At 41.1% G+C, this 22,112-nt stretch carries 15 protein-coding genes; 9 read left to right on the top strand and 6 right to left on the bottom strand.

The window, feature by feature from the left end; all coding sequences use genetic code 11:
• Positions 1-146 precede the first annotated feature (146 nt).
• The 3 genes from V7K42_RS13700 (at position 147) to murD (ending at position 4,949) form a co-directional block, all read left to right on the top strand.
• A complete protein-coding gene (locus V7K42_RS13700) occupies positions 147-872 on the top strand; it encodes a hypothetical protein (protein ID WP_334916975.1) in 726 nt (241 codons plus the stop codon).
• 348 nt (positions 873-1,220) lie between these two features.
• Positions 1,221-3,410, top strand: a complete 2,190-nt coding sequence (glyS, locus tag V7K42_RS13705) for a glycine--tRNA ligase subunit beta (RefSeq protein WP_334916977.1) — start codon at positions 1,221-1,223, stop codon at positions 3,408-3,410.
• An 84-nt stretch (positions 3,411-3,494) separates the two neighbouring features.
• Complete coding sequence (murD, locus tag V7K42_RS13710) at positions 3,495-4,949, top strand: UDP-N-acetylmuramoyl-L-alanine--D-glutamate ligase (RefSeq protein ID WP_334916979.1); 1,455 nt, start codon at positions 3,495-3,497, stop codon at positions 4,947-4,949.
• A 39-nt stretch (positions 4,950-4,988) separates the two neighbouring features.
• On the opposite strand, the gene V7K42_RS13715 is transcribed toward murD, so the two are convergent.
• Positions 4,989-5,243 carry a type II toxin-antitoxin system HicB family antitoxin gene (locus V7K42_RS13715; protein ID WP_334916980.1) on the bottom strand — a complete coding sequence of 85 codons (255 nt, stop codon included), beginning with the start codon at positions 5,241-5,243 and terminating at the stop codon, positions 4,989-4,991.
• Between the two features lie 621 nt (positions 5,244-5,864).
• Here V7K42_RS13715 and argS point away from each other — a divergent pair.
• The 4 genes from argS to V7K42_RS13735 all read left to right on the top strand — a co-directional run bounded on the left by argS (position 5,865) and on the right by V7K42_RS13735 (position 9,598).
• On the top strand, positions 5,865-7,628 hold the full coding sequence (argS, locus tag V7K42_RS13720) for an arginine--tRNA ligase (RefSeq protein ID WP_334916982.1): 1,764 nt from the start codon (positions 5,865-5,867) through the stop codon (positions 7,626-7,628).
• A 112-nt stretch (positions 7,629-7,740) separates the two neighbouring features.
• On the top strand, positions 7,741-8,304 hold the full coding sequence (locus V7K42_RS13725; protein WP_334916984.1) for a Uma2 family endonuclease: 564 nt from the start codon (positions 7,741-7,743) through the stop codon (positions 8,302-8,304).
• Positions 8,289-8,792, top strand: a complete 504-nt coding sequence (locus V7K42_RS13730; protein WP_334916986.1) for a cobalamin biosynthesis protein — start codon at positions 8,289-8,291, stop codon at positions 8,790-8,792. The genes V7K42_RS13725 and V7K42_RS13730 overlap by 16 nt, the downstream gene beginning before the upstream one ends.
• A gap of 140 nt (positions 8,793-8,932) precedes the next feature.
• A complete protein-coding gene (locus tag V7K42_RS13735) occupies positions 8,933-9,598 on the top strand; it encodes a class I SAM-dependent methyltransferase (RefSeq protein ID WP_334916988.1) in 666 nt (221 codons plus the stop codon).
• 95 nt (positions 9,599-9,693) lie between these two features.
• Here the strand turns inward: V7K42_RS13735 and V7K42_RS13740 are convergent, their stop codons facing one another.
• From V7K42_RS13740 to V7K42_RS13760, 5 genes are all read right to left on the bottom strand, one after another.
• Positions 9,694-11,370, bottom strand: coding sequence for a fasciclin domain-containing protein (locus V7K42_RS13740; RefSeq protein WP_334916990.1), 1,677 nt, complete (start codon positions 11,368-11,370; stop codon positions 9,694-9,696).
• A 970-nt stretch (positions 11,371-12,340) separates the two neighbouring features.
• Positions 12,341-15,577: a PAS domain-containing protein gene (locus V7K42_RS13745; protein ID WP_334916992.1), complete on the bottom strand. Its 3,237-nt coding sequence runs from the start codon at positions 15,575-15,577 to the stop codon at positions 12,341-12,343.
• 242 nt (positions 15,578-15,819) lie between these two features.
• On the bottom strand, positions 15,820-17,028 hold the full coding sequence (locus V7K42_RS13750) for a NupC/NupG family nucleoside CNT transporter (protein ID WP_334831541.1): 1,209 nt from the start codon (positions 17,026-17,028) through the stop codon (positions 15,820-15,822).
• Positions 17,029-17,341: 313 nt separating this feature from the next.
• Positions 17,342-18,472 carry a non-hydrolyzing UDP-N-acetylglucosamine 2-epimerase gene (gene wecB, locus V7K42_RS13755; protein WP_334916994.1) on the bottom strand — a complete coding sequence of 377 codons (1,131 nt, stop codon included), beginning with the start codon at positions 18,470-18,472 and terminating at the stop codon, positions 17,342-17,344.
• A 252-nt stretch (positions 18,473-18,724) separates the two neighbouring features.
• Complete coding sequence (locus V7K42_RS13760) at positions 18,725-19,099, bottom strand: hypothetical protein (RefSeq protein WP_094342961.1); 375 nt, start codon at positions 19,097-19,099, stop codon at positions 18,725-18,727.
• Between the two features lie 732 nt (positions 19,100-19,831).
• Between V7K42_RS13760 and V7K42_RS13765 the strand changes: the two genes are divergently transcribed.
• Both V7K42_RS13765 and V7K42_RS13770 read left to right on the top strand, forming a co-directional pair.
• Positions 19,832-21,106, top strand: a complete 1,275-nt coding sequence (locus V7K42_RS13765) for a type IV pilus twitching motility protein PilT (RefSeq protein ID WP_334916996.1) — start codon at positions 19,832-19,834, stop codon at positions 21,104-21,106.
• Positions 21,107-21,285: 179 nt separating this feature from the next.
• Positions 21,286-22,053, top strand: a complete 768-nt coding sequence (locus V7K42_RS13770; protein WP_334916998.1) for a circadian clock KaiB family protein — start codon at positions 21,286-21,288, stop codon at positions 22,051-22,053.
• Positions 22,054-22,112 lie beyond the last annotated feature (59 nt).

The raw sequence follows: 22,112 nt of genomic DNA on the forward strand, positions 1-22,112 counted from the left end.
TACAGCAGTAAGTACTAGAATTCACCTAAAACATTTTGCTTAGGGTACTTCACTTTTTTGTCCAAGATAAACTCAAATTTAGAATCTGGCTAATTTCCCAGCAGGGAATAAAATAAGACAGCAATTTATCCTGCAAGGAGAATTTGATGATAAATTATAGCTTTTTGAAAAATTTTACTACAGTCATGATTATCGCAACCCTTTCTTTCCTTTCTTTTTCCTGTAAATCTTCTGTTAGTAGAAACGTAGAACAGGCAAAATCAGATGACAAACCTAAGCCTAAAGCAAATCTTATCTATAGTGATTTAATCATTAAAGAACAATCAGATTATCTGATGATTCCTGTTATTCTTCCAAAGCAGAATGAAGAACAAGGAATTGATTTAAGCTTTTCATCACGTTTTTATGAAACAAACAACCAATTCTCTAATATTATTTTTTATCATAAACAAGATGGTGAAACTCATCTTTTATTAAATAAAAAAGCCATTATCACCTCCTTTGATTTATTGGAAGTAAAAGCGGTAAACAAGCCAAATACAAGATTTTGGTTATATAGAATAATTGACCAGGACACAAATACAGATGAAAAACTCAACAGCGAAGATGCTACTATTGGTTATCTTTCTGATTTATCAGGTAAGCAACTCCAGCAAATTACCCCAAATAATAGTCGAATAATTAGTTGGGTTGTTGTTCCCAGTCAAAATGCAATTTTTATAAGAATCATCAAAGACTCGGATAATGACAAAAAATTTACAAAGCAAGACAAAACAAATTTTGTTAGAGTTAACCTTGATAAAATCGGTATGGGAACTGAAATAATTAGCGACCAAATCGAGCAAGAACTTAAATCATATATTTTTAAATAAGTTTGCTCGTAGGAAAAGGCTGTTTGAAAAGTCTTATTATAAGTATCAAAACGTTCTATATCTCCCTAAATCCACGCCACACGATCGACTTGGGGACATAGTGGCTCCCCTTAAAAAGGGTGACTTTGATTCTTCCCCCTTTTTAAACTTTTTAAACTTGTAAATGTATTTAAATTATCTTTTGATTCAAGTCCGAGATTAATATATAGCCAATAAACTTTCAATATCCAACAGATATATAATTTTGGTGGTACAAAAACTTGTGTCGCAATTAAGTATTCTATTATACTTAATAAGTAGCGCTACACATTTAACTAGTCTAATATCGTATATCTTTTGTGTAGTATTATGATGGCAAAGGTTAAGAGTGTTGATACATCAGGAAATTTAGCGTTTCTATTAGAAGTTGGTACAGAAGAATTACCTGCAAGCTTTCTCAGTGATGCCTTAATACAGTGGCGAGAACGCATTCCTCAAAGTTTGGAAGCAAACAGCCTTCAGGGTGAAAGTGTCCAGGTGTACGGTACTCCCCGACGTTTGGCAGTATTGATTACAGGTCTACCATCTCAGCAAGCAGACCGAGAAGAAGAAATTAAAGGGCCCCCCGCCCAAGCTGCCTTTAAAGATGGTCAGCCGACAGCAGCAGCAGTAGGTTTTGCCAAAAAGCAAGGTGTGGAAATAGATGCACTCTTCCTTCGCCCCACTGACAAAGGGGAATTTGTTTTTGTGCAAAAAAGAATTCCTGGCCGTCCTGTAGCGGAAATTTTGACAGAACTTGTTTTCCAGTGGATTTGGGGTTTAGAAGGTAAGCGGTTGATGCGTTGGGGAGATGGAGATGGGAGATTTTCTCGACCAATTCGCTGGCTGATAGCTTTATTAGATGAGACGGTGCTACCGTTGGAATTGGTAAATGGTTCTAAAACGATTCAGAGCGATCGCATTTCTCAAGGTCATCGCGTCTTACATCCTGAACCTGTGACAATTGCCCAAGCTACTGATTATGTTACCGCTCTCAAGTCTGCTTATGTCACCGTTGACCCAGAAGAACGCGAAAATCTGATTAAAGAGCAAGTAAAGGCAGTAGCAGAGAGTTTAAGCGGGTATACAGTCATTTACCCCGATTTGTTAGCGGAAGTAACTAATCTCGTAGAATATCCTTCTACAGTTGTTGGGAAATTTGAACCAGAGTTTTTGGAATTACCAACTGAGGTAATTACTGAAGTCATGGTAACTCACCAACGTTATTTCCCTGTATTCAAACCAGGTAGTTCCGAGCAAGAATTACTGCCTAATTTCATCACCATTTCTAACGGCGATCCCAAAAAATCAGATATTGTTGCTGTTGGGAATGAAAGGGTAATTCGTGCCAGATTAGCTGATGGCAGATTTTTCTACGAAGCTGATTCAACTAAGCCAATAGATAGCTTTTTACCGCAGTTAGAAAAAGTCACTTTTCAAGAAGAATTGGGTTCTGTGCGTGCCAAGGTAGATAGAGTAGTTAAGATTGCTGAACAAATTACCACCCAATTAAAATTAGCAGAAGATCAAAGCCAAAAGATTCAACGTGCTGCTTTATTATGTAAAGCAGATTTGGTAACTCAAATGGTGTATGAATTCCCAGAATTACAAGGCATTATGGGAGAAAAATATGCCTTAGCTAGTGGTGAAGATGCCGAAGTAGCAAAAGCAATTTATCAACATTATTTGCCAACGGGAGCCGGTGACAATCTGCCCGAAACACTCACAGGTCAAATTGTCGGTTTGGCAGATAGATTAGATACCTTGGTAAGTATCTTTGGTTTAGGTTTAATTCCCTCTGGTTCTTCCGATCCCTTCGCTTTGCGTCGGGCTGCTAATGCTGTAGTTAAAATTACTTGGTTTTACAATTTACCGATAAATTTAGATAGTTTATTGGCACAAATAGCAACAGATTTTGCAAAGAAATATCAAAAAGATCGGACATTATTAACCACAGCATTACAAGAGTTTTTCTTACAACGCATTCGCACCTTATTGCAAGAAGAAAAACAGATTGATTACGATTTGGTAAATGCAGTTTTGGGCGACAATGACCCAGAATACACAGAACGGACGTTAAAGGATTTATTGGATGTCCGCGATCGCGCCTTGTACTTACAACAAATCCGTAACGATAGTACCCTAGATAACATCTACGAAACCGTTAACCGTTCCACACGATTAGCCGCTCAAGGTGATTTGGATACAAAACAGCTAGAACCGACAACGGTAGTTCGGCCAGAATTATTCCAAAAGCCCTCTGAAGAAGCTTTGTATAATGCCTTAATCGAATCAGTACCGCTTTCCTCAACAGCACAGCAGACACGAAATTATCAACTGTTAGTAACAGCACTAGCAAAAATTGCTCCGACAGTTAGTAACTTCTTTGATGGGCCAGATAGCGTTTTAGTTATGGACTCCGATCCAGAAATTAAGCGTAATCGATTACACTTACTAGGATTAGTTCGGAATCATGCTCGTGTTCTAGCTGACTTTGGGGCGATCGTCAAAAATCTGTAGCGTAGGTCAACAAAAAGTTGTGTAATTTTTACCAAGAAACGCTAGTATAGGGAGTGCTTAACCAGGGACACTCTGCTGCAATCTATGTCCAAAGCTCATGTAATTGGATTAGGAAAGTCCGGTGTTGCTGCGGCGAGATTGTTGAAACGGGAAGGTTGGGAGGTAGAGCTAAGTGATGGCAACACCTCCGAAACCCTCCTACTACAACAACAAGAACTCGCTGCCGAGCAAATAACCGTTAAACTAGGCCAATCCCTAGAATTGAATGATGATAATTTACCCCAATTAATAGTTGTTAGTCCTGGCGTGCCTTGGGATATTCCCATATTAATTAAGGCACGGCAATTAGGTATAGAAACCATTGGGGAAATGGAACTCGCTTGGCGAAATTTGCGCTCGTTACCTTGGGTAGGAATTACCGGGACTAACGGCAAAACTACTACCACGGCTTTAATTGCTGCCATTTTTCAAGCAGCAGAATTAGACGCGCCCGCCTGCGGTAATATTGGCTACGCCGCCTGTGAAGTCGCTCTATCTTATAGGGGACTGGGGGATCGGGGGATAGGTGAGGAAACTCCAATCCAAAATTGTATTGATTGGGTGATTGCGGAACTTAGCAGCTATCAAATAGAATCTTCGAGTTCTCTTGCACCTCGTATCGGAGTTTGGACGACTTTCACACCAGATCATCTAAGCCGCCATAAGACTTTAGAGAACTATTACAACATCAAAGCAAAGTTATTGCATCAGTCTGAGTTGCAAGTGTTCAATGGCGATGATGCCTACTTGAGACAACAAGGTTTAAATTCTTGGCCTAATGCTTATTGGACAAGTGTCAGAGGAAAAGATTTCCTGATTAGCCAAAAAGGTTTTTACATCGAGGACGACTGGGTTGTGGAGAAATTGACTGCAACCTCTGCACCAGAAGCGATTGTGAAAGTATCTACTTTGCGAATGGTGGGAGAACATAACCAGCAAAATCTCTTAATGGCAGTAGCCACGGCAAGATTAGCAGGAATTAATCGTGATGCGATCGCACTTGCAATTAGTGAATTCCCCGGTGTTGCTCATCGTTTGGAGCATATCTGCACTTGGGAGGGTATTGATTTCATTAACGACAGCAAAGCCACTAACTACGATGCTGCCGAAGTTGGTTTAGCATCTGTGAAAAGTCCAGCGATTTTAATTGCTGGTGGCGAAGCCAAAGCAGGTGATGATACTGGCTGGCTAGCACAAATTCAAACCAAAGCGGCTGCTGTATTATTGATTGGCTCTGCTGCACCCGCATTTGCTCAACGCCTTCAAGAAATAGGATATTATTCTTACCATATTGTGGAAACTATGGAAAGGGCAATCCCCAAATCGGCAGAATTAGCCAAGGAGTATCAAGCGTCTGTAGTGTTGCTATCTCCAGCTTGTGCGAGTTTCGATCAGTACCCCAATTTTGAGGTGCGGGGCGATCGCTTCCGTAAGTTGTGCATTGCTTGGGCAGCAGGAGCAAAGTTTCAACACAACTTGATTCTTTCATCATCCCTATAATTTATTCACTGTGTGGCTTGCAGTTGCACAGTGAATAAACTATGTAAAATTATTAACACTTTTTGTATTAGTGGAAAATAATTCTTTTGCAACTTCAACCTCATGAGCGATGCTTGTAGGCTGAGGAATAGATAAATCATCTTCTAGCATTCCTTCTAGATGAAATTCAATAGCTTCTGCAATCATTTGCTTGACTTCTTCTAAAGTTTCACCCACAGCGATACAACCCGGTAAATCAGAGACATAAGCGCCGTAGCTAGTTTCTCCCTTTTCAATCACAACTGTATAACGCATTAGTCTTCCTTTAATTGAGAAGTCAAAAGTCAAGCATATTTCCTATTTTCGGGAAATTTCCTCATTTGGAGAGTATTTTATAGAGTGCGTTAACCAACTATCATGCACCTTTCTACTACAAACGCAGCCCAATCAAACCGTTGGGGCAGTTGAGTTTTTAGCAATGCCTGTGATAATTTAGAGAGAAATTGGCTCGAAAACGCTTCAAGGTAAGTCGCCAGCGTTAAAAGGTTGTTTGAAAAGTGGTCGGCTGTGATATTAGGCATTTATTGATCCCCCCTATCCCCCCTTTTTAAGTGGGGAAACGGAATCAAAGTCCCCCTTTTTAAGGGGGATTTAGGGGGATCTAAAAGTATTTGATACATCACTAAGGACTTTTCAAGCATCCTCTAACACTTTGTTGTAATAAACAGCAAGGTTATTATTTATGTTTAGCGACCTCGTAGCGCGTGAAGACTTGAAATTGCAAAATATGGTCAGCTAGACACAGTTTTGTCAAAAAAGATACTTTTGCAAACAGCGTGTTGATTTTTTCTCCCTCTTCAGAATCTCCAGATTTCTAAAGTGAAGAATCAAGGTTTTTCAGAGCTACATTCCCTCTCTCAAAGATAAAATTTATATATGAACGCTACACAAGAAAAACTAAAAGTTCAGCTTGAACAGGCAATAGTTGCGGCTTTTGGCGCTGATTTCGCGGGAGTAGATCCAATATTGGTTTCTGCTAGCAATCCTAAATTTGGTGATTATCAGGCGAATGTAGCTTTATCGCTGAGTAAAAAGTTAGGAAAGCAACCAAGAGCGATCGCAGCTGCGATCGCTGAGAAACTAGATGTATCCGAAATCTGCGAACCGCCAGAAATTGCTGGGCCAGGATTTATCAATCTGAAACTAAAAACGGCATATCTAGAAGCACAACTGAACAATATTCAAGCCGATCCCCGGTTGGGACTTCCAGCGGCGAAAACGCCGAAGCAGGAAATTGTTGATTTTTCCAGCCCGAATATTGCCAAAGAAATGCACGTCGGACACTTGCGTTCTACGATTATTGGTGATGCGATCGCCCGGATTTTAGAATTCCAAGGACATGATGTGCTGCGGTTAAATCATGTGGGTGACTGGGGTACGCAGTTTGGGATGTTAATCGCCTATTTGCGGGAAGTTTACCCAGATGCGCTTACCACTGCTAATGCTTTAGATATTGGTGATTTAGTCTCTTTTTATCGCAAAGCCAAATTGCGGTTTGATGCAGATGAAGCTTTTCAAGAAACAGCACGGCAAGAAGTTGTGAGATTACAAGCTGGTGCAGAAGATACACTCCATGCTTGGAAACTGTTGTGCGAACAGTCGCGGCGGGAGTTTCAAATAATTTATGAGTTGCTTGATATCAAATTAATTGAACGTGGAGAATCTTTCTATAACCCTTTACTATCTGGCGTTGTGGAAGATTTAGAAAAATCTGGATTACTGGTAGAAAATCAGGGTGCAAAATGCGTTTTTCTAGAAGGGTTTACCAATAGAGAAGGTGAACCTTTACCCTTGATTGTGCAAAAATCAGATGGTGGTTATAACTACGCCACAACTGATTTAGCATCCCTCCGTTACCGAATTCAGCAAGATCAAGCAAAGCGGATAGTTTATGTAACCGATGCTGGACAAGGAAACCATTTTGCCCAATTTTTCCAGGTAGCACGCAAAGCTGGATGGATTCCCGATGACGTGGAATTAGTGCATGTGCCCTTTGGGTTGGTGTTAGGAGAAGATGGGAAGAAATTCAAAACTCGTTCTGGGGATACTGTGCGGTTGCGGGATTTATTAGATGAAGCTGTTTCTCGTGCCCATGCTGACTTAAAAACTAGGTTACAAGAAGAAGAACGCCAAGAAACTGAAGAATTTATTAATGAAGTTGCTAGGGTAGTTGGCATCAGTGCAGTTAAATATGCAGACTTAAGCCAAAACCGCACTAGTAACTACATTTTCAGCTACGACAAAATGCTGGATTTCAAAGGTAATACTGCACCTTATATGCTATATGCTTATGCGCGGATTCAGGGGATTAGCCGCAAGGGTGATATTAACTTTGAGGAGTTAGGAAACAATGCCGTTCTGTTACAGCATGAAACAGAATTAGCGTTAGCAAAATATTTACTTCAACTGGATGAAGTTATTAGTAGTGTAGAACAAGACTTGTTACCTAATCGTTTATGTGAGTATTTGTACGAACTAAGTAAGAAGTTTAATCAGTTTTATGACCGGAATCAAGGAGTTCAGGTTTTGGAGGCAGAGGAACCACAGCGTACATCCCGATTGGTTTTATGTGATTTGACTGCTAGAACTCTGAAACTGGGATTATCTTTGTTAGGAATTCAGGTTTTAGAGAGGATGTAATATTTTTTAACGCAAAGGTACGCTAAGTAAGGGTTAACTTAATTTCTTCTTGGTGTCCTTTGCGTCTTTGCGGTTCGTTAATCATAATTTTTAGACCTGGAGGCGATCGCTTATGGTACGGACACCATCGAAAAATATAACTTTGGCAGAGTTTCTAATATTACCAAAAACGGAGCCGGCTAGTGAATATATCGATGGACAAATTCTTCAAAAACCTATGCCACAGGGAAAGCACAGTATAATTCAAGGTGAAATGGTTAGCACTGTAAACTTAACGGTCAAGCCCAAACGAATTGCTCGTGCTTTTCCAGAACTGCGGTGTACTTTTGGTGGAAGGTCAATAGTGCCAGATGTTGCTGTATTTACTTGGCAAAGAATTCCCCGTGATAAAAATGGTGAAGTTGCCAACGTATTCCAAGCATCTCCTGATTGGACTATTGAGATTCTATCGCCCGATCAAAGACAAACGAAAGTTACAAAAAATATTTTGCATTGCCTGAATTCTGAAACACAAATGGGTTGGCTGATCGATCCAGAAGAACAAACGGTATTTGTGTACATCCGCAATCAACAGCCAATCATGTTGGATGAATTAGAAGCTTTAATTCCTGTGCCAGATTTTGCTACTGAGTTGAGGCTGATAGTAGGAGATTTATTTGGTTGGCTGTTGGAGTAAACCATAACGATTTTATTCAGGAAATATACCAAGTGCAACAGGTTTTATGGGTAGGAATCGGTTGTAAACGAGGAACCTCATGGCAGTTGATTGATTGGGCTATTGAGCAAGTGTTTCGAGAAAATCAACTTTTTAAAAGTGCGATCGCAGGGATTGCTACCATTGACATTAAAGCCTCGGAAATTGGCTTAGTAGAACTCTGTCGTCTACGCAATCTACCGCTAAAAACCTTTTCTGCGGAAAGCCTTTGCTCCGTGTGTGTCCCCAACCCTGCGACAATTACCGACCACAAAGTAGGTACACCTAGCGTAGCAGAGGCGGCTGCTATTCTTGCAGCTAATCTAACTGCTTCCCCTTTTAACAACACAGAAGCATTGGGAGTGAAATTCTTAGTTCCTAAACAAATTTTCCAGCTAAAAGGGCAACCAGGAGCGGTAACACTAGCTGTTGTCCAAGCCTCAAATATGAGTATTACAAAACTTTATTAATTGTTCTAAGGAACGTGGATTAAATAAAGTGTAAAAGTAGCGACTGTTTAGCAGATAAATTCTAAAATTTAGTTAGTATATTATTAAACTGCTCTTAGACGATAGTATAGCTGTAGATTCTTGAAATTATCTCATCTATCATGCCAAAACAGTCTCTAGGTCTTGATAACCAACTCTATAATTACCTTTTATCCGTTTCGCTGCGGGAACCAGAGATTCTTTTGAAGTTGCGCCAAGAAACCGCAAGCCATCCCAGAAGCACAATGCAGATTTCACCAGAACAAGGACAATTTATGAGACTACTGGTGCAGCTGATTGGAGCCAAGAAAACCCTGGAAATTGGCGTATTTACAGGTTATAGTTCCCTCTCAGTAGCCTTAGCACTTCCTGAAGATGGTAAGATTATCGCTGCTGATGTGAGTGAAGAATTTACTGCGATCGCCAGGCGATATTGGCAGCAAGCCGGAGTTGCTGATAAAATCGATCTGCGACTAGCACCAGGTTTAGAAACTTTAGATCGACTGTTGGCAACTGACCAAGCCGAGACATTTGATTTTGCCTTTATTGATGCTGATAAAGAAAATTATGATGGATATTATGAGCGATCGCTGCAATTAGTTCGTCCAGGCGGATTGATCGCTATTGATAATGTTTTATGGTCAGGACAAGTTGCTGACCCGCAAAACCAAGATGAAAGCACCCAAGCTATCCGGGCGCTTAACGAAAAGTTACATTACGATGAGCGGGTTACACTCTCCATTGTTCCGATCGCCGATGGGCTGACTTTAGCTATCAAGCGACCTTAATATAGCTTGATTCCAAATTACTTAGCAAAACAATAGCCAAAACCATTATTTCCACCTAGGGGCAATTCATCAATTGCCCCTAGTAGTATCTTCAGTTAGAAGTTGTAGCCAAGCCCTAATTGTAGCCCGACATCAGTATCATCCAAAAAAGCAGCATTTACAGCCCCATTTAACGTAAATCGAGAACCGAGGGGAATGTCTACACCACCAGTTAGAAGTAATCCAATATCGGTATTGTTATTAATTTCAATGGCTACGCCAGCGCCGATATAAGGAGATATAAAAAAGCTTCGTTGACCCACCTCAGCACTTGCGCGAGGAGTAAAATCCAAAGTCAAGGGAACCATAAACAATGTATCATCGCCAAAGATGACTGATGGCCGCACTGAGATATTGCGTGTCAGACCAATTTTGCTGAATACTGCAAAGTTACTATCGCTTAAAGCTGAATCGTTACCGCTCAAACCAATGTTACCACCAACCCCAATATAGCTAGGGCCACCAAGAGTAGTTCTACCTGGTCTAACACTAGGCGTTGTGCCATCTGTGTTTCCTGTTGGTGGTTGATTTAATTGACTGATGTTAACATCAGGCGGGACAAGAACTTGGTTAATTGCATGGATAACACCATTGCTTGCTTTAACGTCTGCTTGGATAATTCTGGCATTATTCACCGAGATTTGATTGCTAGCGCGATCGATTTGAATATTTACCGGTTTTTCTTCAGCAGTATTCAGTTGCCCTGCTGTAAGTTGACTAGAAGTTACTGCACCAGGAACGACATGGTATGTCAAAATCTTAATCAATGCTTGTTTGTTTTCTGGTTGCTGTAACTGCTGTAATGTCGCAGCAGGTAAAGCGGCAAATGCTTGATCGGTGGGAGCGAAGACTGTATAAGGGCCTGCCTGTTGAAGAATATCTGTTAAACCAGCTGTCTTTAATAAAGAAGTCAGAGTTGTAAGAGAACTACTGGATGAAGCAAGAGCCACAATATCGCTACCGGTTTGAGTTCCACCGACAATATACTGACTAGCTGAAAGATTGCTAGCAATGGGTTGCACCCGTCCCTGTTTAGCCAAAGCTTGATATAAGAGTGCCGCAGCTTCAGCACGAGTCAGGGACTGTTGCGGATTGAGTTGTTTGACATCTGGATAATTAACAACAATATTGGATTGTGTGGCAGCAGTAACACTTGCAACAGCATAGTTCGGGATACTTGAGGCATCAGTGTAGTAGGTGCTGAGGTCACTACTGGTTCCAGTGCTGCTAGCAGTCAAACCCAAACCACTTGTTAAAGCAACGATCGCCTGTACCTTGGGTATTTGTTGATTTGGTGAAAATACGTTCCCAGGATAGCCTGCCAAAAATCCAGTTTCGTAGGCGAACTGAATTGCAGAAACCGCCCAATAGCCAGCAGGAACATCACTAAATCCGCCTGCGGTTAATTGTCGAACTCGGTTCTGATTAGGGAAAGCTTTTTGAATCAGGGCAGCAAATTCAGCACGAGTTACAGCTTGATTTGGTCTGAAGCTACCATCAGGAAAGCCAGCAATAACATTATTGTCAGCTAGGGCTTGAATGAAGGGATGCGCCCAATAATCTGTGGAGACATCAGACAAGTTAACTGTTGAAGTAGGGGATGGTGTCGCTGATGGAACGGTATTTTGAGATGAAGCTGGGGTAGAAATTACGATAGGAGTTATTGTAGCCGCTGTCATTCCCAGAACTAGTAAAGCAACCCTTGCTGATGGCCAACGAAAAAAACTAAACATGGAATACCCTCTTTTGAAATTCTTGGATTGAATGTTGAAAAATACTGGATGCAAGGTTAAGTGAATATTAAGTATCCAGATGGTTGCTTGGTTTACCTCGACATGGGAACCACAAATACAACCCTTAACTCTGGAAAATTTAAATGTTGGACATTATGAGTAGCTGCTCTGATACCTCACCACATTTATCCAAATGTTCACCACACATAGTATTAGGATTCCTATTTGATTTTTAAACAATCGCAGGTCACACTAATAACGATAAGCAGCGTTCCTGTGGTAAAGTAATATGTTGCAACTACAAAGACAATTAGTGCAAGTAGGCGATTTTATCAGTTATAAAATCGCAGTCGAGCAGCAAGGTCATTGGCTTTTAATAGCCGGATCTTTATAATTGCCGAGGATGGTTAATACCGTCAAGCTCAATGTACCACGATCTTTAGCAAGATTTAAGAAATAAAATGTGTCTTGGCGATATGCTGTATTATTAATCTTTGATTAATATTATACAACTAACTAATGGCTGGATTTTGAGAAAAAACTTTCACTCTTTAGATAGTTGTCCTTGATGGTAAAATTTCAAGTAATAGACTGAAAATTAGCGATCGCAATCAGAAATTAGGGGTATGATTGTGCCGGGATTTTTGGCTAAGAATTATCGAAACAAAATTCAGGAGTCAGGAGTCAAAATTTAGTTGGGTATTCTGTACGACTGGCGGATGAATAAATGGGTTTAAGACCCCCACAAAACAAGAAAATTTGGTGGTCATCAATCAGTCAAGGATCTGAATCCCCAACTGTAAGCGTTGCGTTAGCTCATCCTGGAGCGTCTTGATTCTGACTTCTAAATTCTTCTTCAATCTTTTGCAAAAGACAGTTTTCTAAAAATCAACCCAAGGATAAACTAGGATTTTTGAATTTCATAGAAGTGCAACGTCTCTTCGTGTTTTGAGCAAGTCAGAAGCTTTACTTATCTTTGCTCTAGCAAATCTGCAATTGAGGTTAGTAATTCAGTTGGTTTTACTGGTTTGGCAATGTGTTTCTGGAAACCAGCGGCTAAGACTCGCTCGCGATCGCTTTCTCCAGCATAAGCGGTAAGAGCGATCGCAGGGATTTTCCCTCCTTTTTCATTGGGCATAGCTCTAAGTAGCTTAATTAGGTTGTAGCCATCTATCTCCGGCATTCCTAGATCGCTAATTAATAAATCAGGTACGGTCTTGACGATGACAGCTATCGCCTCATTTGCCGATGCTGCAACTTTTGTCAGCGCCCCATTTTGTTGTAGTAAAAAATGCAAAAACTCCCGTGTGTCAGCATCATCATCGACAATCAATATCCGTATTCCGGCGATCGCTGACGAGTTAAATTTCTTCTCTGTTTCCTCTGCTTGTTCTGTCACCCGACTTTCTGGCATCAGGGGCAGTGTAACAGTAAAAGTTGCTCCCTGTCCAATTCCTGGACTATCTGCGGTGACAATACCACCATGCAACTCTACCAGATGGCGAACTATTGCCAATCCCAGTCCCAGCCCACCAACTTTTTTGGTTGTGCTGCTATCAGCTTGACGAAAATGTTCAAATACATGGGGTAGGAATTCGGGGGAAATACCTTGACCTGTGTCTTTAACTTGAATCAGCGCTGAATGAGAAGTCAGTTCCCGACTCAATGATAGGTTGACTTCCACTGAACCATTGACAGGAGTGAACTTGACAGCATTGGAGAGTAAATTCCCCACAACTTGCTGTAAGCGATAATGATCGCCTGATACTTTACCAACATTGGAGTCAAGCTGTATTTTTATCTGAATAGATTTGCTCTCTGCTATTAACCGGACTGTTTCTAATGCAGAATTAATTACAGATGCCAGATTAACAGTGGCAAAAGTTAGGTTCAACTTACCGCGAATAATTCGGGAGACATCCAGTAACTCATCAATTAATTGAATCTGCAATTGAGCATTTCTTTCGATGGTTTCCAAGGCCCGATTTGTGGTGACTTCATCAAACTTGCGGCTTCTGAGGAGGGATGACCAGCCGAGAATGGGGTTGAGGGGCGATCGCAATTCATGAGAGAGAATAGCGAGAAACTCATCTTTGTTCCGATTTGCCTGTTTGAGTTCTTCTGCTTGTTGTCTAAGTGCCTTTTCTAATTGCTTCCTTGGGGTTAAGTCAAGAATAAAACTGATCCAAGATACCGGATCTTCTTCCACCAAAGCACCACCAATTAGTATCGGAATGCGCGAGCCATCTTTGCGGATGTATTCTTTTTCAAAAGGATTACATACTCCAACCGTTAAAAGTTGCTCTAGCCCCTGCCCATCGAGGGCGTGATATTCCGGTGGAGTCATTTGTTGTCTGCGTACCTTACCTGCTAATAGTTCCTCTCGCGTATAACCCACCATTTCTAAAAAAGCCTCGTTCGCCTCAGTAATGTGGTCAAGATTGGCGAACATAATGCCAATAATATTGGAATCAACTAAGCGCCTTAACTGAGTTTCACGCTGGCGCAAATCATTTTCTACCTGTTTGCGCTGGGTAATATCCTGAGCAGTACCCATCATTTTGACTGGCTTCCCCTCAGCATCACAGAAAATACGACCTTTAGCAGCAATCCAATGAATGCTACCATCAGACCAAAGGCTGCGGTATTCAATGTCATACTCAACCTTTTCTTTAAAAGAACGGGCGATCGCTTGATTGATGCATTGATGGTCTTCTGGATGTACACAGTTGAGGAAAACCTCATAGTCCATTTCAACTTCTGGGTTTAGTCCAAACAACTGCTTACATTTCTCTGTCCAAATTAACTCGTTGGTATTGATATTCCAAAACCACATACCCAGTTCTGCGGCGGTAGTCGCTAACCGAATCCTTTCTTCACTTTCGCGCAGGTTTGTTTCAATTTGTTGGCGATCGCGTAGCGCAACTTGCTGTTCGGTAATATCAGTACTAGCACCAACTACCCGAACTACCTGACCATTTCCATCTCGGACAGCAAACCCTTGGTCTTTCACCCACAAATAGCGGCCATCTTTGTGACGGACTCGATACTCAATGCTATAACGGTTGCTATTGGCCATACTAGCCATGAACTGGTCATTAACTCTTTCTTGGTCATCAGGGTGGATGAGTTTTTGCCACCACTCAAAGGTTGGTTCAGCTTCTTGTTGCAGGTAGCCAAAAACCTCAGTTAGACCCTGAGTTCTTTCCACAGTATTTCTTTGCATCTCCCAGTCATAGATTAGGCAATTAACCGCCGCCGCCGCTAGCTCAAATCTTTCATTACTTTGGCGCAGGGAAATTTCTGTGTGTAGTCGCTCTGTAATATCAAAAGCGATTCCCAAAAGATATTGTGGGAATCCTTCAGCAGTTCTGCTATACACAGTGTCATAGCTACAAAACCAACGCCACTCTCCATTAGCATGTCGAATCCGATATTCAAAACTGAGGACTTCGCCCTGACAAGTAGAATTAAATTTTTCAAGATACGTAGGGAGTCGGGCTAAATCTTCAGGATGGAGAAGCTGGGTAAATAACTCCTTTCCCATTGCCTGGATTTGTGCTGGTGTGTAGCCCCAACCTTGAGCAATTTCGTAATTAACGTAAGTATTTCGCTGCTCAATTAGGTCATATATATAGAGTATCCCTGGAAGAGTGGCAGCAATTTTTTTAAACAAACTTTGACTATCCCACAGGGCCTGAAATTCATTTCCATCAACTTGTTTAGTATCTTCAGTACAGTTACAGTTTTCCTCAAGTTGTGTGGGCTCAGATCCTGTAATATCCGAAAAAGTTGTGACGATCGCGTAGGGAGTGGTTCCTCCACTTTGGAATAGAGGTTGTGAAGACAACAATAGCCAGATTAGCTCGCCATTGGGCTTATAAAAGCCACATCCGACATTCAAGTAAGGTTTACCTGTTTTCTGAGCAGCGATCGCCGGGTGAGTCTCACGCAGCATTGGAGAGCCATTTTCATGAATAAATTGCCACTTGAGATTGAGTAAATTTTGCCCTACAAGCTGTTCTGCGGTTAGTCCCAGAATGCGATTACCAGCTGGATTGCAAGCCTGAATAGTGCCATCAGCCAACAGAAGCATCATTCCCTCTTCTTTCCAGGCTTGCAGCGAATAATCTGCTTTGTTACTAACTTGCTGGTGCAGCAGCTTCTCATTAGCCATCTGACTTTGGGACTTTTCCGCGTCTGGCATTCTATAAAGTTAAATAAATTTAAATTTAACGTAGGATTTAGCAGATCGTGTTTACATAGATTTTAGGGCAATTTCTGTCAATTTTAGCCTAAATATTCCTAGCTAGTGGGTATTATGACTGAAGACTTCTGTTGCTACTGCGATCGCTGGTTTATTTCTTGATCGGTGGGTAGTTTATCCCTTTTTATTACTCTCCTCAAATAAAAATCATCAACTTTTATTTTTATAGATTTTGATCTTTTTCAAATCAATATCCCAGCAATACAAGCGGTGATAAAACCCGCTAACAATCCGCCAATCATCGCTCTTACACCCATCCGAGCTAAATCATGCTGGCGATTAGGTGCTATCCCAGTAATGCCACCAATTGTAATGCCAATTGAACCTATATTTGCAAAATTACATAAGGCGTAAGTCGCAATAATTACTGCACGCTGAGAAATTTTACCACTTTCAATTAATGCCTTCAAATCCAGAAAAGCAATAAACTCATTGAGAATTGTCTTTGTACCCAATAACGCCCCCACTTGCCGACAATCAGCCCAAGGTACGCCCATCAGCCACGCCACTGGAGCCATAACAAAAGATAAAATCCACTGTAATGACAGTTGTTGTAAACCTACAAATGCCCCCAACCATCCCAGCAGTGCATTTAAAGCAGCCAATAATCCCAAAAAGGCGATAATCATCACCCCAACATTAACTGCTAGCTTCACGCCGTCAATTGCTCCGGTAGTAGCAGCATCAATTACATTTACATAATTGGTTTCGACATTTGCTTTTGCTTTTCCAACCGTTTCTGATACTTCTGTTTCTGGATAGAGTAATTTTGATACCACTAACGATGTGGGAGCAGTCATAAAAAAAGCTGCAATTAAGTGTTCTGCTGGTATCCCAAAGGAAAGGTATGCCCCTAGTACCCCAGCCGCAATTGTGGCAAAACCACCCGTCATCACAGCATGAAGTTCTGATTGCGTCATCTTCGCTATGTATGGTTTAACCATCAGCGCCGACTCTGTTGGCCCTAAAAAGATGTTACCTGCACAGGATAAAGATTCAGAACCCGATGTTTTCATTGTTTTCATCATTACCCACGCCATCACATTTACCACTCGCTGTAAAATGCCGTAGTAATACAAGACGCTGATGAAGGCAGAGAAAAAGATAATTGTCGGTAGCACTTGGAAGGCAAAGAAATGATCCTTAAAATTTTCTCCAAAGACAAATTTGGCACCAACATCAGAAAATGCTAAAAATTTGCCGACAAAATCTCCCAGAAATTTAAATACATTCAAACCCCAAGGAGTTTTAAGAATCACTAGTGCCAAAGCAAATTCTAATCCCAAACCCCACCCCACTATCCGCCAACGTACCGCCTGACGATTAACCGAGAAAGCGTAGGATATACCGATAAAAACTAAAATTCCCAACGCAGAGATGGCGCGTTCCATATTTACTCCCAGAAAAGTATCGCTAAGGCACTTAGTCACAAAGCATACACAAAAATCCGCCTTATTTTGTGGTTTTGTAGCTAATTACTTTTTCTATGCTGTTTTTAATAGGTAAAAACATAATCCCCCTAAATTTATTTATGGGGATTTAATCAGCGTGTCATGTCTTGTAGATGCAAAGTGGTTTCTGGGAGAGTAACAAATATTCTGACTCCTGTTAGCGGATAGCTCAGGTTTAGCCGATTATGACTCCTGAATTCTTCTTCAAGCACCCTAAAAAACAGAAATTTGGCGGGAAGTTTAATCTAAGTTTCTAAGTTGATGTTTCTGATAAAAGACCCAAGTAATTTTGTACAATCTGTAAAATGCGCTCTGCTGCATGACCATCTCCAAAGGGATTAATTGCATTTGCCATTGCTTCATAAGCATCTGAATTGCTCAGTAATTCAGCAGCAGCAGCAAAAATGTTCTCACTCATAGTTCCTACAAGTTTGGCTGTACCGGCTGTAACAGCCTCTGGTCTTTCGGTGGTGTCTCTCAAAACTAGTACTGGTTTTCCCAAGCTGGGGGCTTCTTCTTGCAAGCCACCAGAGTCAGTGAGCAAAAGATGCGATCGCCCAATTGCTCCCACCAATTCGCCATAATCTAGAGGTTCCGTTAAGAAAATTCGCGGATGATTCCCTAAAAGCTCTTGTAATGGGACTCGCACCGTCGGATTGCGGTGTAATGGTAAGAGCATTGCTGTATCAGGAAACTTGTCTAAGATTTGTAAAAAGCCCTGAGCGATCGCTAAGAGGGGTTCTCCCCAATTCTCCCGCCGATGAACTGTTGCTAGCAGAACGCGATATGAATCCCAGTCTAAGCCTGGTACATTACAAACAGCTTGGGTTGCAGCGACATTCAATAGCGCATCAATTACCGTGTTACCCGTCATGTGAATTTCACCCAAAACACCAGAACGGTGCAAATTTTCCACAGCCCAAGGAGTCGGCGCAAAGTGCAACTGAGTAATTTGAGAAATCAACCGCCGATTAGCTTCTTCTGGATAAGGATTGAAGATATCATCAGTTCTTAAACCTGCTTCCACATGACCAATAGGAATTTTTTGATAAAACGCTGCCAAAGCTGCCGCAAAAGCCGTTGTAGTATCTCCCTGCACCACCACTAAATCTGGCTTTTTATCTTTAAATAACGCTTCTAACCCTTGTAAACTACGGCAGGTAATATCATTTAGAGATTGCTGAACCTGCATAATTTCTAAATTATTATCTGCCTTGATGTTGAACAGTTGCATAACTTGCTCAACCATCTCCCGATGCTGTCCAGTTAAAATTACTTGCGACTCAAAAGCTGAAGACTTCTGGAAAACCTGAATCACTGGAGCGAGTTTAATCGCTTCGGGACGAGTACCCAAGATAATGCAAACCCGTTTTTGATTAGTCATTAGTCATTAGTCATCTGTCATTTGCCAATGGTTATAGTCAATGGTCTATGGTAAATAGTCAAGAGTTGGCAGTCAATCATCACACAAATCATAAATATAAAAGCATAAATTATATAAAAAGCATGAAAAAACCCGGCTTAATCGGGTATATGCACTGTTTATCGAATTAAAATGCGATCGCATAACTAAAAAGCATGAAAAAACCCGGCTTAACCGGGCAGACGCACTGTTTGTCGTATTTACCTGTAATGACTAAATTTTAATCTCACAAGTTAAAGGGCAAGCAGCGTAAACAGTAGCCTGCATTTGGTCTGCCTCTCCATGCAGCCAGCTTAACCATTTGACTTCATTAGGATGAACTCCTTTAAGAGTTAGCACACCCGCAGCCAATACAACTGCCATGACATTAAACATGATTAAAGCGCCTGCTACAAGCAAAACAGCACTAACAGGCATCACAGATTGCAAAACGATTGACAACAGACATCCGACCGTAGCCATCAAGACAACTAGTGGAAAACCCACAACTAACAAGCATACTGCTAATGTAAAAGTCCATATTAAAAAGCTTTTAATCATCAACAAGGAGTAGGTCTTTCCTAGATTAGAGCTTTGAGCAGAAACCATTGACTTTTCCTCCCAACGATACACAACAATTTTTAATTTCAGTTAGATTTTGCTTTTTGCGAGTCAACTGATTTTGTTTCTCAGTGAAATCCAGTATATAAAAACTAATCATAAAAATGAGCATTTGTTTACTAAACTTTACAGTTAGTTTTTTCTAATTGTGGATGTAAAGTCAAGCTTACATCTATTAAAAGAACTTGTTTTCTGCATCTATCTTCAGGTGTATAACCTCAAAGGTATGAGCTTTTAACCTTGATCCCCAGATGTTACTCCTAGTCAGCTTAACATTTCTTATAAAAATTAATAGCCATTCTCATAATTTTTAAATGGGCTGAATAAATGAACAATCAGTATTTGTGTTGTTAATTGCTGGTAATTCGCGTCCATGTCTAGGATAAATTTCTCATCTAAGGGCTGAAAATATTTATGTTTAAATAACTGTTATATAAAACACAAAACAACCTCTGTGTTATTCCTGAGGTCTTTTGAGCCATTGGGTGTGTTAAACCAGTTTAGATAGGTTAAATAATTTCTCTAAATTTTCTGATTAGCAAAATTTCTGAACAAAAAGATACAAATTGAGGTGGATGAAATGGATTGACCGTGGTTCTAGAATTTCAATCGCCTCCCATCACCATGAGAGCTTACACGCAAGCATTTTCCAAAAGTCATCAAAGTAAGTGACTTGACTTCTCACTAATTCAACTTTTTAACCGCCAAATGTGAAGATATATGACAGAATCACAGTCTCTATCAAATTCTAACTCTGTTACCGAACGTAACCTGCCCCCAATGCCGCCACCTCCGCCAACCTTTAATACACAGAGGCAGATGACACAAACATTGGATATGTCAATGGAGAGGAGTACTAACGCTCCTGTTGCAGGTCATCGTCCGGTTGCTCCTCCGCCAATACCTAGTTCAGTTACCTCTAAAAACAGCAGTGCGGGGCCCACTTTAGAGAAGTTGATCAGGGAAGCTTACGATCAAGGATATTCTGACTTGCACTTGGGTGTAGGTGAAGTACCCCGCTTCCGTAGCCGAGGAGAAATTCAATCATGGGATTATCCAGAAGCAGATAAAGAAGCTTTTATGAGTTGGTTGCGGGAGGTAATGAGTGAGGCGGAAATTCAGCGCTTTGAAGAACATTTAGAATTTGACGGAGCAACTCAATATGACTTTGCTCGCGTGCGGATTAATGTTTTTGGTACCCTTAAAGGACCTGCAATGGTATTGCGGTTGATTCCTTTAAAAATCTTAACTATGGAACAGTTGAGATTACCGCCGATTTTTCGGGATATTTGCCATCATCACAAAGGTTTGATTTTAGTGACTGGGCCCACTGGTTCTGGTAAGTCCACCACAATGGCAGCGATGGTTGACTATATCAATAAGGAGATGGCCAAGCATATCATCACCATTGAAGATCCGATCGAATTTATCCATCAAAGCCGCAAGTCTTTAGTCAAACAGAGGGAAGTGGGAATGCATACCCGGAAATTTGACAACGCTTTGAAAGCAGCTTTGCGGGAAGACCCAGATTTGATTTTGGTGGGGGAAATGCGGGATAAGGAAACAGTCAACACCGCCCTAAAAGCCGCCCAGACTGGTCACTTAGTTATGGGAACCCTGCACACTAATAGCGCTGTCAAAACCATTGAGCGGATTCTCAACCTCTACTCTGGTGATGAACAGGATGCAATGCGGGTAGCAATTTCTGAGTCTTTAGTGGCAGTAATTGCTCAAGGTTTGTGTCGTACAACTGACGGGAAGCGGGCTGCTTTCCACGATGTACTGATTAATACTGAAGCAATTAAAGAATGGATTAAAGACGGTAAGTATGATGAAATTGGCGAGTTGATGAAACAAGCTAGCTTTGACGGGATGATTACGATGAATCAGTCATTGCTTAATCTCTATCAAGACGGTCGTATAACTGAAGAAACTGCTTTAGAAATGTCGCCAACTCCTAATGAAATGGCCCAGTTTCTCCGAGGTCGAGTTTAAGTGGGATACTGGGGATTAAGGATTGGGGATTAGAGGAGAATAATTCCTGGCTACTAAATATTGCCTAGTCCCCAGTCCCCAGGCCCTAGTCTCCAATTTCAAATATCTTTCCGATCCTGGTTGCAGTTATAGCTAAGGTAAAAGGTAAAAGAGAGAATTTTTACTTTTAGCTAACCTTTGTGAATAACTTGACAACAAACAAACTATCTACACCCCAGTTGTTTAAAGGCATTGCCCTATTTACACCTGGAGGAGATTTAATTTACTGCATCGATCCTAGCAAGCAGGGTCGATGGCACTTGCATTTATGTTCAGCTTTGCAAGAAATCCTAGATTTACCAGAGCCACCGCACTTTTTAGTGCCTTGTTATACTGCGACTATTGACCACTGGTTAGATCCGCGCACTCAACAAGTGCGAACTTTTGCTGAAGCTTATCCGGCTGTAGTTAGACATCAAGCTTTGCTTAATGCCGTTTTTGGCACAGGGGAGTTAGTATGGCAAGCAGCTCCTTGGCAAGAGGGATTGTGCGATCGCATGGTGCTAACAACTTATCGTTCCTCATTCCCGCAGCTTTGGGAAGATCGCGATTTAATTGTTCGTCTTGACCTTTCTGAACCTGTACCAAAATACCACCAGCCAGTAATAGTACAAAAAAAGGAAGTAATTACACAAGGCTATGTTCTCCGTTTGTTTGTAGCAGGACATAGCAGTACAACCGAACGCATTCTGCAAAATTTACACGAATTGTTGGAGCGATCGCTGGGACATCCTTATACTTTGAAAGTGATTGATGTTTTAAGTCATCCAGAACAAGCAGAACTCAATCAGGTTTCTGCAACGCCTACCCTTGTCAAGGTTTGGCCTCACCCAATTCGGCGAATTGTTGGAGAGTTGGATCATGTAGAAAAGATTTTACAAATGTTAGCTGCTAAGGAAAAATTTTAAGTTTTATAACAAATTGAGGATTACAAACTAGAATGCAGAAGTTTGAGAGGTGGCAATTG

It is taken from the genome of Nostoc sp., assembly GCF_036917455.1.
Lineage (GTDB): Bacteria > Cyanobacteriota > Cyanobacteriia > Cyanobacteriales > Nostocaceae > Nostoc.